General features: G+C 51.8%; 14 protein-coding genes. 5 read left to right on the plus strand and 9 right to left on the minus strand.

The window, feature by feature from the left end:
• Positions 1 to 71: 71 nt before the first annotated feature.
• From FE783_RS18875 to FE783_RS18910, 8 genes are all read right to left on the minus strand, one after another.
• On the minus strand, positions 72 to 500 hold the full coding sequence (locus FE783_RS18875) for a DUF2752 domain-containing protein (RefSeq protein ID WP_338015874.1): 429 nt from the start codon (positions 498 to 500) through the stop codon (positions 72 to 74).
• The gene (locus tag FE783_RS18880) at positions 463 to 801 is read right to left on the minus strand and encodes a DUF4234 domain-containing protein (protein ID WP_202916214.1); all 339 of its coding nucleotides are present in this window, start codon (positions 799 to 801) and stop codon (positions 463 to 465) included. The genes FE783_RS18875 and FE783_RS18880 overlap by 38 nt, the downstream gene beginning before the upstream one ends.
• A gap of 166 nt (positions 802 to 967) precedes the next feature.
• Positions 968 to 2,434: a methyl-accepting chemotaxis protein gene (locus tag FE783_RS18885; protein ID WP_138880944.1), complete on the minus strand. Its 1,467-nt coding sequence runs from the start codon at positions 2,432 to 2,434 to the stop codon at positions 968 to 970.
• 77 nt (positions 2,435 to 2,511) lie between these two features.
• Positions 2,512 to 3,264 (minus strand): ABC transporter permease, encoded by a 753-nt coding sequence (locus FE783_RS18890; protein ID WP_158301904.1) that lies wholly within the window; start codon positions 3,262 to 3,264, stop codon positions 2,512 to 2,514.
• On the minus strand, positions 3,257 to 4,183 hold the full coding sequence (locus tag FE783_RS18895) for an ABC transporter ATP-binding protein (RefSeq protein ID WP_338015875.1): 927 nt from the start codon (positions 4,181 to 4,183) through the stop codon (positions 3,257 to 3,259). Before FE783_RS18895 ends, FE783_RS18890 begins: the two co-directional genes overlap by 8 nt.
• Before the next feature lie 114 nt (positions 4,184 to 4,297).
• Positions 4,298 to 5,218, minus strand: coding sequence for a sensor histidine kinase (locus tag FE783_RS18900; protein ID WP_138880947.1), 921 nt, complete (start codon positions 5,216 to 5,218; stop codon positions 4,298 to 4,300).
• The gene (locus tag FE783_RS18905) at positions 5,215 to 5,919 is read right to left on the minus strand and encodes a response regulator transcription factor (protein WP_138880948.1); all 705 of its coding nucleotides are present in this window, start codon (positions 5,917 to 5,919) and stop codon (positions 5,215 to 5,217) included. The genes FE783_RS18900 and FE783_RS18905 overlap by 4 nt, the downstream gene beginning before the upstream one ends.
• 36 nt (positions 5,920 to 5,955) lie before the next feature.
• Positions 5,956 to 6,399: a MarR family winged helix-turn-helix transcriptional regulator gene (locus tag FE783_RS18910; protein WP_138880949.1), complete on the minus strand. Its 444-nt coding sequence runs from the start codon at positions 6,397 to 6,399 to the stop codon at positions 5,956 to 5,958.
• A gap of 118 nt (positions 6,400 to 6,517) precedes the next feature.
• On the opposite strand from FE783_RS18910, the gene FE783_RS18915 reads away from it, so the two are divergent.
• The 5 genes from FE783_RS18915 (at position 6,518) to FE783_RS18935 (ending at position 11,353) form a co-directional block, all read left to right on the plus strand.
• On the plus strand, positions 6,518 to 7,105 hold the full coding sequence (locus FE783_RS18915; RefSeq protein ID WP_138880950.1) for an NAD(P)H-dependent oxidoreductase: 588 nt from the start codon (positions 6,518 to 6,520) through the stop codon (positions 7,103 to 7,105).
• 72 nt (positions 7,106 to 7,177) lie between these two features.
• The gene (locus FE783_RS18920) at positions 7,178 to 8,785 is read left to right on the plus strand and encodes a spore germination protein (RefSeq protein ID WP_138880951.1); all 1,608 of its coding nucleotides are present in this window, start codon (positions 7,178 to 7,180) and stop codon (positions 8,783 to 8,785) included.
• Positions 8,782 to 9,957: a Ger(x)C family spore germination protein gene (locus FE783_RS18925; RefSeq protein WP_138880952.1), complete on the plus strand. Its 1,176-nt coding sequence runs from the start codon at positions 8,782 to 8,784 to the stop codon at positions 9,955 to 9,957. The genes FE783_RS18920 and FE783_RS18925 overlap by 4 nt, the downstream gene beginning before the upstream one ends.
• 42 nt (positions 9,958 to 9,999) lie before the next feature.
• Entirely contained in the window at positions 10,000 to 11,091 is a 1,092-nt protein-coding gene (locus FE783_RS18930) for a GerAB/ArcD/ProY family transporter (protein ID WP_138880953.1), read from the plus strand.
• Positions 11,092 to 11,125: 34 nt separating this feature from the next.
• Positions 11,126 to 11,353: a hypothetical protein gene (locus FE783_RS18935; RefSeq protein ID WP_138880954.1), complete on the plus strand. Its 228-nt coding sequence runs from the start codon at positions 11,126 to 11,128 to the stop codon at positions 11,351 to 11,353.
• 10 nt (positions 11,354 to 11,363) lie between these two features.
• On the opposite strand, the gene FE783_RS18940 is transcribed toward FE783_RS18935, so the two are convergent.
• Positions 11,364 to 12,932, minus strand: a complete 1,569-nt coding sequence (locus FE783_RS18940) for a methyl-accepting chemotaxis protein (protein WP_138880955.1) — start codon at positions 12,930 to 12,932, stop codon at positions 11,364 to 11,366.
• Positions 12,933 to 12,999: the final 67 nt, after the last annotated feature.

Here is a 12,999-nt window from a genome sequence, read left to right on the forward strand (position 1 = left end):
TTGGGTACCATCCGCTCGAGTTACAAAAAAAGACCGAATAAGCCATGTCGGCAAATTCGATCCCTATCTTCTTAACGAACCGCTGTTGGAGCCAACCAATCGAATGCGGGGATATTTCTTAATAGTCCGAATGCAAGGGTTGAGGTAAGCATTACAGCCATCATCACAGCACTTGTACGACGCATTTGTTTCTTATTGGCCATCGTATAAGCGATATACAAAGGAAGAAGGCATATCATCCAAGGGTTGTATCTAAACGCTTGATAAAAATCCAAGTTCAGTAAAGAAAGAGCGGTCCTCGTAATTCCGCATCCCGGACAGTAGAACCCTGTCAACTCGTGAAATATGCAGGGAACCCCAATGCCGGTTGCAGGTAACCATACTTTTATGTACGATACCCCTCCGGCGGCAAGCAAGAGCCCCCCGGCGAGTTTACGGTTCTTCATCCAATTCGGCGTAACCTTATACAAGTTTATTGACATCCGACTGTGCCAAAGCATACGCCACGATTCCCAAACCGAAGAAGGTAAGGACCAGGTAAAGAACCGAATTATCAGAGACCATCAAGCCTCGTTGGTGTTGGGCAGCTCCGACCTGTTTACCTATCTGATAAGACCAGACGTAGCTCCAAATGCCACAAGTGATTAAAGACAGAAGGAAATGCTTTCCTCCGGTAAACGTGTGGTCTCCACTCAGTCGGCCGACTTCATTGGTCAACACAATAAACCAGTAGATCCCGTAAATACCGCATGTGATTAATGTTAAAACGACTGCCATCCCGACACTTCTTTGAGTAATCATTACACACCATCCTGATGTTATAAATTTCGAAATAAATTGGCAAAAAACGACAAGAATCATTATATAAAACTATGAATGCGAGTACAAGACAAAAAATGACCGGACAGAGGGGATCTGTTCGGTCATTTTTGAATGTGCGCCGAGCAATAGGCAAGGAGGAAGCCGATCAACGTTCGGTCATTTTGTTCAGATCGGTGGCAAGCCCGTCCAGCTGCAGGAAGCTTTCCTTGATTCCGTTGATACGGGAATCCTGCATGGTCATGCTGGCCGACATCTCTTCGATAGCGGCCATATTCTCTTGCGTTGCCGCCGCTATAGTAGAGATTTCATCGGCTATTTTCATATATTGGCTGTACATATCGTCGGCGGACTGTTGAACCTGGGCGGACTGTTGTTCCACTTTCATCGAATCGGCCGAGAGCGAACGAATGACTTCCGCGACTTGCTTCGTGGCCTGCAGGCTTTCGACGATCGTCTGCTGTCCGATTATGACCTGGCTCGCAGCGTCGTCCGTCTTCACGCGAATGTTTTCCAAAATTGCACCGATTTGCTCGGTCGATTGCCGGGAGCTCTCGGCCAGCTTCCGAATTTCTTGGGATACGACTGCAAAACCTTTGCCGTGCTCGCCCGCCCGGGCGGCTTCGATGGCGGCATTGAGCGCCAGCAGGTTCGTTTGAGCGGAAATATGGTGGATAGTCGCTACAATATCGCCAATCTGCTTGTTCTGTTCGTTTAATTGTTTCATCAGTGCGGCGGAGCTATCGATCGTTTCGCGGACGTGGGCAATCTGCTTCATCAGCAGGTCGGCTTCTTCGCTGCCGCTCTTCGTCAGCTTCACGGAGCTCTCCGACAATACTCTCATCTCCGTCGAGCCGGCGGCAAGCGTTGCGGCCTCCCGCTCTATCGCACGAATGGATTCGCTGATGTCGGATATGCTCGAGGTCTGCGTCTCCATGCTGGAAGTCACCTCCGAGAAGGAGGAGGTTACCTCCAGCGAGATGGAGCTCGTCGAAGTCACGTTATGCTTCAGATTCGAGCTGAAATCGTTCAGAACGTGAAGGGAGGAGGAGATTTGATCGACGATCGCTTGCGCCCGGTTTTTCTCGGCTATCGCGCTCTCCCTTTGAACGGCCGCTTCCGTCTGCAGACGCTCGCTGAACTTCGTGGATGCCAGAAGCGGACCCGCCACCATCGCCAAATACATCATAATCGTAAAAGGAGAATTGTCGCCGAACATCGGTTCTCTATAAGGGCTCATGAACAAGTATATCGTCAAGCCGGTGCCCAAGATGGCCGAGAAGGCGAGTGCCCGGAAGTTGCTGTACAGCGTCATGATTCCCAAGTTCACGAAGATGAGGAAGTAAGTTGTAATAACAGGCCCGGTCATAATCAAGAGCAGCGTCAGAACGGTAATGATCACAGGAATGAAATACATGACATACTCTGCCAGCCAACGCTTGTAGGTCATGATCGTCGCCGTACCGCAAGTGATGAACCCCACAATAGCCAAGACGATGATGGAGTTGGAGGAGGCGCCGGTCAACAGGTCGACTGCGATGCCTAAGACCAGCATCCCCCATATAATGTTGACGAGCAGTTTATTTCTTCTGTGCAATGTGTCAGAAAGTGCCACGAATATCAACCTCTCCATGATATGTTGTTTCTGATACAACACTACCATGATTTACCTGCGTCATCAATTGGAGCAGATCAAGAACCGCTATGAACTTCGGACTCCGTATAGTAGAGTGCATTGAATATGAAAAAAAGGACGAACGCAATTCCATTAGGATACACTGCGTGAATAACGACTTGATCCACATTCGATTTAATCATATCAAGCAAATGTACGATCGTAGAGCCGAAAGGGAGATAGCTTACAATAGCGACACGTTCCGAAACATGATCCTCGACGCCCTGGATTGCCATCATATTCGCGAGGATGGCGATAATGCCGAGTACGACCGGAGGGATAAAGCTCTTGCCCACGATTCCGGCTGTCATCGTAAGCGGGATTAGCAGCGCGTGCAGTGCAAACATCCATAAATAAGCGGAGGTATAGGTCCGCAGCAGTTCTCCCGGAATCGGCTGATCGCCGAGCAAGCTTCCCGCCAACCAGATCATGACATAATTCAGAGCGAATATAATGACAGATAAAAGTAAAATGACGATCATCTTGGCAAGTAAAATCGTAACACGGCGATGAGGATAGACGAAAAGCTGGTTGATCGTATTATCGCTGTATTCCCGGACGACCACAAATCCTGCCAGCATCGATAACAGCATCGGCCCGATCATCACGTTGAGAAATAAAAGGTTGTTGATATAAAGCTCCGTCCAGTTCATCGAACCCAGTTCACCGAACGTGGTGATCAGCGCGGGCAGCACGGCGCCGATGATCGCGAGCCAGACGATGTTCGACCGTTTCAATTTCAACAACTCGGTATACAGCACATTAAGCACTACGACCACCCCCCGTCAGGCTGAGGAAATAATCTTCCAACGTTTCGCGCAGCATCGTAATTTCCGCTACGTCTACGCCGTTCCCGACCAGCGTCCGATTGATCGCAGCCGATTCCGACAACTGTTCGAACACCCTGACGATGCCCGGCTCGGGAACCGAGTAATCGCGGATGCCCAGCTTCTGCTCCAGCAGCATGACGGCATGGCGGTCGTTGCTTACCTTGAATTCCATGCAGTGTCTGTTTTTCATCTGCAGAACTTCTTGTTCGATTTCCTCTACTAATGTTCCGTTATGGATAATGCCGAGTATCGTTGCCATCTGCTGGACCTCGCTTAGGATGTGACTCGATACCAGAACGGCAATATTGCGCTTCGATGCCAGATCCATAATCAAATTGCGAACTTCCTTGATTCCGGCCGGGTCCAGCCCGTTCGTCGGCTCATCAAGAATAAGCAGCTCCGGGTGATGCAGCAGGGCACGGGCTATGCCGAGACGCTGCTTCATCCCGAGTGAGAAGCTTTTCACCCTCTTGTTGCGGACTTCCAGCAAGCCGGCCTGCTCTAACGATTGTTCGATGCTTTCTTTATTGCCCATGCCCATCATTCGACGGTGAATGTCCAAGTTCTCGGCGGCAGTCAGATTCGGATAGAAGCCCGGGATTTCAATCATCGAACCGATGCGTTCAAACGGCGCTCTGCGCCTCGGCTCCAGCTTCTGCCCGAACAGCTCGATTTGGCCGGATGTAGGTTGTATGAGTCCCATAATCATGCGGATCGTCGTCGTTTTGCCGGCCCCGTTCTGACCGAGAAAACCGTAAATTTCTCCCCGCTTCACCGAGATGTTAATCCCTTCGACCGCCGTACGATCTTTATACTTTTTCGTAAGGCCGTTTGTCCTCAATACGTACTCCACTTGCATTCAACCTCCTGGACGTTTTTGCCAAGCAAAACGGCTTCGTAAGCATTCGCTTTGGTTGAATGTTATTATACAAAATAGGCTTTACATCCCATTTAACCGTTTCTTACATTTTTCTTAAGTCGCCTTGGGCAAACAAAACGAAAAGCTTGTCTTCACATGAGGGATGCTTGCAACATGAATTTCGCCTTGCTGTTTCTCGACTAATTTTTTGACTATCGTCAGCCCTAGTCCGTTCCCTTGCTGGACAGCGTTTCTGGATGCTTTTCCCGTATACAGACGCTCGAAAATATGGGGCAAATCGGTCTCCGAAATTCCCCTGCCCCGGTCCCATACCTCTATCCAGACGCGTTCATGCTCTTCCCGGACTAGAATGCCGATCGTTCCGCCTTCCGCTCCGTAACGAATGGAATTGGACAGCAAATTGTTCATGATTCGTTCCAGACTTTGTCCGTTTCCCCATGCGTAAACAGGGCTTTCCGGGAACTGCAGTTTCGGAGTGAGCCGGGCGTGCTGAATCGGATGGTAGAAGGAGAGTACCGCCTCCTGCACTTTGTCGATCACATTGATTTTCTCCGTGTTCAGCGGGCTGTCGTCCGCTTCCAGCTTGGACAGCTCGAAGAAGTCCCGGATCAGCGTCTCCAGCTTGTTCCCCTTGGAGGAGATGACTTCGAGGTAATGCTGCCGCACAGCTTCCGTCAGGGTGGCATCTTTCTGCAAAACTTCCACATAGCCGAGTATCGCTGTCAGCGGCGTTCGTAAATCGTGGGATAGATGGGCAATCATTTTTTTACGTTCGCTTTCCAGCAGGTTGATCTTCTCCGTGCCGCGCTGGAAGTCGTCTATGAGCCGGTTCATACTGCCGCCGAGCTCGTTCAACGATTTCTCCAAGGTGGGGGTGCGAACTCTTTGGTTGATGTTGCCTAGCCGTATCTCTTCAATACGGGCGGTAATTAGCATCAGCTGCCGCTTGAGCTGCCAGTGCCGGATGACAAGCAAGCTGCAAGCGGCAAGCAAAATGGCGATAAGGTAGTTCAATTCGCAGCCTCCCCGAGCTTGTACCCGATTCCCCACACCGTCTGAATATATTCCGGCTGGGACGGGTCCGGCTCAATTTTCGTGCGGAGACGGCGGATGTGGACCATGACGGTATTCTCATCCGATATACAATCTTCTTTCCAGACGGCTTGGAAAATTTGCGACTTCGTGAAGACGCGGGTAGGATTCGAAAGAAACAGCTTTAATATGTCAAACTCTTTGGCGGTCAGCGTTTGTTTGCCGGTTCCGGTAGTGACTTCATAGGTATGCAGATTGATCGCCAGCTCGCCGTGGGCCAGTACGGAGGCAGGGTTATCTTTCGGATTGTTGTTGAAGTACATATATCGGCGAAGCAAAGCTTTCACCCTCGCGGATAGCTCACCAATCCCGAAAGGCTTGGCAACATAATCGTCCGCTCCGAGCCCGAGTCCGATAATTTTGTCCACTTCTTCTCCTTTCGCCGACAAGATCAGTACGGGAACGCTTTGGGTTTCCCGCAAGCGGCGGAGCACCTCATAACCGTCGATCCCGGGGATCATCAGATCCAGAACGAGGAGTTGGAAGCTGGTTTGAGCGATTAGGCCAAGCGCTTCTTCTCCGTTGTAAGCGGATGACGTCTCATAGCCTTCCTTTTGCAGACAGGCGGTCAGCAAATCGTGAATGTCCCGGTCGTCTTCGACAATGAGAATTTTGGAACGCATAAGGTTCACCCCACCATGTTTCGGATAAAGTCATCTTTATGGAGTCGTACCGGAATAAAACAGCTTGGTATGAAGCACGTCCAGAGCGTGTTCGATTTCTTCTAGTTCTTTGTCCGATGCATCCTTGATGCGCTGCAGGAAAAGGGCTTCTACGCGTTGAAACGCCTGACCCATGAAGGCTTCTCCTTCCGGGGTAAGACGGATGTATTGCTTGCGACGATCGTCGGTGGCGGCGTATTTCTCGCACAGCCGTTTCTCGCACAATTTCTTCAGCTCGCGGCTCGTATTAGGCATGGACATACGCTGACAATCGCTAATTTCGCTCGGGGTAACGGGCTGTTCGACCGCGATATATTCAAGAATACCGTATTGAACGGGGGTAATGGCGTCGGATTTCACATCTTTGGTCATTTCGTTCGTCACTTGATGAACGGAAGTAACGAACTTAACGATTTTCTGGAAAAACTGTTTTTTGTCCAAGCGGATCACCTCATCCATACGATACCAAATTCATTATCAATAAACAATTATCATTTGACAACTAAAAAATAGCTGTGTTACGATTTGATTATCAAATGATAAGTAATGGGGTGGCGTTTTGAAAACATTGGTCGTTTACACGCATCCGAATCATCAAAGCTTGTGCTATTCCTTTTTGCAAAAAGTAATGGAGGGAAGCGGAGAGAATCCGAATATCGAGGAAGTGAAGGTGCTGGATTTGTACGAGGAGCGGTTTAACCCCGTTCTGGTGTTCAATGAGCACAAGCGGAGAAGAGATATGCATGCCGATCCCGCATTGGAAAAGTACAGGGAACAGCTGCTATGGGCGGACAAAATCGTGTTTGTGTATCCGATCTGGTGGGGCCGGCCTCCTGCGATGTTGATGGGCTATATCGACCAAATGTTTGCTTCGGGGTTCGCTTATAAGGATAAGGGAGGGCTTCTGCCGGAAGGGCTTCTGAAAGGGAAGTCGGTTGTTTGCATTTCCACGATGAAGGGTCCGGCCTTTTATCCGTTGTATTGGCTGAATAATGCTCACAAAGTATTGATGAAAAAAGCTTTATTTCAATATGTGGGCATTAAAGACGTAAAGTTTTTTGAGTTCGGCAGCATGGAAAGTTCTAAAGGAAAACATGGCGAGAAATTAAACAAAGTATACCGTTATTTCAAAACCGTAACCCGGTAATAAATGCATAATTAACACTTCCATTCCAAACAATACACATATTCTGGAGGGCGTAGGGGCTGGAAGCTGCGTATGTATCGTTTCCTGAAGCAATGGAAAAAATCGTTCCGCCGCACAAAACGGCCACAGGAGCTGCCAAGCTTCTCAAAGCCCGGCAATGCCTTCAGCGATCAATTGGAAGCCAATCGGGCTATATTGGAGAAGACGTTCGAGAACTGTTCGGACGTAGTCATCCGGACCGTGAACCTGTTCGACGATCGCCCAGCACTGCTCGTATACGTGGACGGAATGGTCGATCGGCAGCTTCTCGATCAAGGCTTACTGCAGGCGGTGCCGGACCGGAAGCGCAGAGGCGAAGGAGAAGCGCCGCAAAGCCTGGTCGAACAATTGAAGCAATCGCTGACGGCCGGACAAGTCCGCACGACGGACACGATGGATGAGCTTGCGAGTGGCGTATTTGGCGGCGAGGCGGCGATTGTTCCCGGCGGCGAGAAGAGCGTGTTGATCGTCGGGATGGATCGGACGCCTTCGCGCAGTGTGGAGGAGCCTCAGGCGGAAACGGTTATTCGCGGTCCGCGCGAAGGCTTTGTCGAACAGATTCAGACGAATACGATCATGCTCCGCAAACGTTTACGGACCGCCCGTCTCAAGATCGAGCGGTTTACGGTGGGGGAGCTTACTCAGACGAAGGTCGCGATCGCCTACATCGAAGGGATTGCGGCCGATTCTGTCGTACAGGAAGTACGCGATCGCGTATCGCGTATCGAGATCGACGGAGTGATCGAATCCGGCTATATCGAAGAGTTCATTGAAGATTTGCCGTATTCTCCGTTCCCGCAGGTGCAAAATACGGAACGGCCGGATGTCGTCGCGGCCAATTTGCTCGAAGGCAAAATCGCGATTTTGGTCGACAACACGCCAATCGCGCTTATTGTGCCGATGACCTTCTGGGGCGCGCTGCAAAGTGCGGAAGATTACTACGAGCGGTTCCTGATCGGAACGTTTCTTCGTTGGATCCGGTTCGTTTTCCTTATCGTCGCTCTATTCCTGCCTGCGCTGTATGTGGCGGTATCGACGTTCCATCAGGAGATGATCCCGACCAATTTGCTGCTGAGCATTGCCGGAGCGCGCGAGGCGAGTCCGTTCCCGGCGCTGGTGGAGGCGCTGCTGATGGAAATTACGTTCGAAGTGCTGCGCGAAGCCGGCGTCCGGCTGCCGAGGCAGGTCGGCTCGGCTATCAGCATCGTGGGGGCGCTCGTCATCGGTCAGGCCGCGGTACAGGCGGGCATCGTCTCGGCGCCGATGGTCATCGTCGTCTCGATTACGGGGATTGCGAATTTTGCGATTCCCCGCTTTAATATGGCGATCAGTATCCGAATGCTGCGCTTCCCGATCATTATGCTGGCCGGGACGCTCGGACTGTACGGCATCGGAATCGGATTGCTCGGCATTTTGATTCACTTGTGCTCGCTTCGTTCGTTTGGAATTCCGTATTTTTCGCCGGTCGCTCCGCTATCGCTGGTCGAATTGAAAGACGTATTGATCCGCGCGCCTCATTGGGCGATGAAGCTGCGTCCCCAGGAGACGGGCTATCAAGAGTCGCTGCGCGTTCCGCAGGGGCAGCAACCGGAGCCGAGCCGGGGAAAGGATCAGGCAGGAAGGCAGGTGCGTGGACGATGATCCGCAAAGGGTCGCTCGGCGTCTTGATCGTCGCCATGACGGTAATTTGTGCGGCTTGTTGGGATCGCACGGAAATTAACGATATTGCGCTGGTGATGGCTTCCTCCATCGATCTGGATGAGGACGGCCGATATTCCGGCTCGCTTCAGATGGCGATACCGGCCCGCCAAATCGGCAATACGACGCAGAAATCGAAGCGGTATTTCGTGGAATCGGGAGCGGGGAACGGTATCCAGCAAATGATCATGGATACGCAGCCGAAGCTGTCCAGAAGGCTGTTCGTCGCACACCGGCGCGTGCTGTTCATCGGCGAGAGGCTGGCGAAGCACGGGCTCAAAGATATTTTCGATTATCACGGACGCAATCCTACGACAAGGCTACGCACATACGTGCTGGTGGTCAAAGGGGGAGAAGGGCACGACGCCCTCGATATCGAATATCCGCTTGAATTCGTGCCTACCGAAGCGGTACGGGAGATGGAGCTTATGGTCGGCAGTACGGCGGTAACGATGCGGGATCTGTTTGCCGCCGCTTCCGGAGAAGGGATTCAGCCTGTCCTGGGTGTAATCGAACTGAAGCCCGTCAAGGAGAAGGGCAAGGCGGGAGCCACAAAAACGTTCGATTTGACCGGCACGGCCGTGTTCAAAGATTTGAAGCTGGTCGGCTATTTGAACGGTCGGGACACGCAGCTTATGCTGTGGGTGACCGGAAAGCTGAAGGACGGTTCGCTGGCCGTAGAGCTGCCCGGTACCGAAGATACCGTAAACGTAAAGTTGACCGAAGCCAAACGGAAAATCAGTCCGAAGGTGGAGAATGGGAAAGTAACGTTCGCGATCCGTTTGGAAGGAAAAGGCACGGTGGAAGAAGACACCAGCCATTTGGATTTTGCCAATCCGGATAATTTGCACTTGGTAGAAAACGAGCTGGAGAAATTGATCGGCAAACGTATGCGGAAGATGATCGCGGATGTGCAGAAGACATACGATTCCGATATTTTCGGATTCGGCGAGGTGCTTCACAAGAAGAACAATAAGGCGTGGCGGCAGCTCAAATCGAATTGGAACGAAACGTTCGCGGAAGCCGAATTTACCATTGATACCGATTTCGTTGTCATACGCGCAGGCATGACGGGGCCCTCGCTGCAGCTGCGGGAGCAGGAAGTCGTCAAGTGACGGATACCGGGCCGGAAAAGTGCCGGGAAGGAGGACTGGGAAATGGAACAGAGGGTCGAACGGCTGACAAGCAGCGGGCTTGGAGCCGTGATGGTCATGTTTCTTGTCGGAAGCTCGCTGACAGTGCCGCTGGCCGCCGTAGCCGGACACGATGCTTGGATTTCCATCCTTCTCAGCCTTGCGCTATCCTTCGGTATCATATGGACGTATTCGACTCTTTGCCAGCTATACCCCGGCAAGACGATTATCGAAATCGGAGGCGAATTGTTCGGCGTTTGGATCGGTCGCCTGCTTGGCATTTGTTATGCTTGGTACGCGTTCCACCTGGGCGTGCTCGTGCTGCGCGCTTTCACCGAATTCATCTCGATGGTCGCCTTGCCCAAGACGCCGCCGCTCGCCATCTCCGCAGCAATGGTGGCGATTGTCCTTTGGGTGGCCTATATGGGCATAGAAGTGGTATGCCGCTGCTCGCTGGCTATCCTTGCCTTTGTTTTCTCGGAAGGAATCATTTCTTTGATCTTCATGGGAAAAGATTTTCAGCCCGAAAATTTGCTTCCGGTGGTCGACCGGGGCTGGATGCCGATTATGCAGGGCATGACGGAGCTCGTCGGGTTTCCGTTCGGGGAAACGATCCTGTTCGCGATGATCATTCCGCAGCTTAACAAGATCGAATCGGCAAGAAAAACGTTGCTATGGGCGTTAGTGGCTGCAGGCTCGCTCCTTCTTCTCGTCAATGTCCGCAATACGCTCATATTGGGCGAAATATCGTCGAAGCTGATCTATCCGAGCTACACGGCCTACCAGTATATTTCGATAGCCGATTTCTTCGAACGGGTGGAACCGATTGCGATCGTCACTTGGATGATGGGAGGATTCATCAAACTAAGCGTCTGCCTGATCGTGTGCGCCAAATCGATTTCGACAGTGCTGTCCGGCAAACGGTTCCGGACGTATCTAGTTCCGCTCGCTATTTTGATGCTGGAGGTTTCCCGCTCCATCTACCAGAACAATACGGAACTGATCCGGTTTGCGACCAAAGTGTGGCAGTGGTACTCCATGCCGTTTCAGATTATAATTCCGCTGCTCTTGCTGCTCGCCGCCTATATCGGCAAGCGGAAGCTAAGCAGCTCTTGAGCGTGTCCAAGCGCCGAGCCGGAGGTAACGGTCAATGGTAATCGTGAAAATCGCGTTGTTCCTGCTGCTGCTCGCCGGCTTATCTTACTTGCAAATAGCCTATGGCAAGGGGGAGAAGAAAGAAGCGGCCGCATACGCCGGATTGATGCTGGCGGCCGCGGTGATCGGGGCGCTGCTCATTGCCGGAGTCCGATTGCCGAGCCCGGCGACTCCGCTGCAGGCGGTTTTTGAGCCTATCGGCAAGTGGTTTTTTTCGCAATAATGAAATCGCCTTATATTTTAAAGGCGGCGACCGATAAATTGAGCTGCTCCGCAAGTCCGGCCAAAGACTGGGAGGAGCTTGCCGTTTCCTCCGAGGCCGCCGCGGATTGTTCGCAAGAGGAGGCGATCAGCTCCACCGATTGCAAAATAGTGGCCGACTGGGCGCTCTGCTGCTCGGTAGCTGCGGCGATCTCCACGATTTTACCGGACGCCTCCTTAATCATGCGCAGGATGCCTTCGAACGCTTCTCCACTTTTGTCCGTATGACGTACGGCTTCGGTAGTGGCAATGACGCTGTCGTTCATATTTTTCTGCATCGCTGTAATAATGGCTGTAATTTCCTTCGTAGCCTTGCTGCTGCGTTCGGCGAGCTTGCGGACTTCATCGGCTACAACGGCGAATCCCCTGCCTTGATCTCCGGCTCTCGCGGCTTCGATGGCCGCATTGAGAGCCAGCAAATTCGTTTGATCGGCAATGTCGTCGATCACCTCGATAATATGTCCGACTTTATCCGAATCCTTCTTCAAGGTCGCGATTTGTTCGTTTAATTGGGTAATCCCTTGTATCGTCTTATGAATGACCGATCCGCCCTCTTGGGCTACTTTGGACATATTCTCGGAAAGGCTCGCGGCGTCTTCCGCATTTCTCGAGATGGAGTCCAGTCCGAACGTCAATTCGCGGAATAATACGTTCATCTGTTGAGCCGATTGGGCTTGACATTGACTGCCGCTCGCAATCTCTTCGGTCGTTGCCGATATTTGCTGCGAGGCCGCCGCCACATGCTGCGCGGAGCCGAGAATGTTCCGGACGAACGTCTGATAATTGGAGATCATAAGATTGAACGAGCGGGACAGCTCGCCGATTTCATCCTTGCCGGCGGCCGGCAGCCGGGAGGTGAGGTCCCCCTCATTGCCGGCAAGCTCCTTCAGCTTATGTACAATCGTTTGCAGCGGCTTGATCTTGTAGAACAGCAGCAAGGTGGAGATCAGCATGACCGCAGCTACGATCACGATCAGAACGATCGTGAGGGCTAGGCACAGGTTGAATGCAGATTGGGCTTGCTCCGCTTCTTTCTCTGCGCGCGTGTTCATCATGTTCTGGAATTGGGAGATCGGCTCCATGATAATCACTTTGCTTCTCTCATACTGATCATCGAACATAAGCTTGCGGGCTTCTTCCATGCTACTGTTTGCAACCGCTTTCATGGCGGCTTCCTCGGTTTTTACCAACGTTTCCGAGTTTTGCTTCGCTTTCTCGATCAGGTCCAGTTCTCCAATAGGGGCCTGCAGTTCCTTCAATCGGGCCACTACGCGATCTCTTGTTTTCGTTTCGTTGACTTCACGCCAATAATTGTCATAGTAAGTTTTATTGCCGAACTGGACATATTTTCTCGCTTCGTTCGTTAAATAATCGGATGCATTCACCAAATCATATCCGAGCTGCTTGAACTCCGCCTGACGGGATACGGTCTCCCGGACGTCCATATAATTGCTGCGAAGCATTAGAACCGTAACGATTAGCGCAATGGCGATCACTACAAACGCAGAACCGATGATTTTGAGCAGTGTCGATATTTTCATTGACGCTCGCCTCCATGTAAAGGGGTACTTTCTTGAAGCCGTGCCTGTTTTCGTTTGTCAGTATCCG

The organism is Paenibacillus mesophilus (assembly GCF_005938385.1).
GTDB classification, from domain to species: Bacteria; Bacillota; Bacilli; order Paenibacillales; family NBRC-103111; genus Paenibacillus_AB; species Paenibacillus_AB mesophilus.

Bases quoted from the DNA above. Each gene is read 5' to 3' on its own strand.
- FE783_RS18925 (WP_138880952.1), top strand. From the start codon at position 8,782: ATGATCCGCAAAGGGTCGCTCGGCGTCTTGATCGTCGCCATGACGGTA.
- FE783_RS18905 (WP_138880948.1), bottom strand. From the start codon at position 5,919: ATGCGTTCCAAAATTCTCATTGTCGAAGACGACCGGGACATTCACGAT.
- FE783_RS18895 (WP_338015875.1), bottom strand. From the start codon at position 4,183: ATGCAAGTGGAGTACGTATTGAGGACAAACGGCCTTACGAAAAAGTAT.
- FE783_RS18920 (WP_138880951.1), top strand. From the start codon at position 7,178: ATGTATCGTTTCCTGAAGCAATGGAAAAAATCGTTCCGCCGCACAAAA.
- FE783_RS18935 (WP_138880954.1), top strand. From the start codon at position 11,126: ATGGTAATCGTGAAAATCGCGTTGTTCCTGCTGCTGCTCGCCGGCTTA.
- FE783_RS18940 (WP_138880955.1), bottom strand. From the start codon at position 12,932: ATGAAAATATCGACACTGCTCAAAATCATCGGTTCTGCGTTTGTAGTG.
- FE783_RS18880 (WP_202916214.1), bottom strand. From the start codon at position 801: ATGATTACTCAAAGAAGTGTCGGGATGGCAGTCGTTTTAACATTAATC.
- FE783_RS18930 (WP_138880953.1), top strand. From the start codon at position 10,000: ATGGAACAGAGGGTCGAACGGCTGACAAGCAGCGGGCTTGGAGCCGTG.
- FE783_RS18875 (WP_338015874.1), bottom strand. From the start codon at position 500: ATGCTTTGGCACAGTCGGATGTCAATAAACTTGTATAAGGTTACGCCG.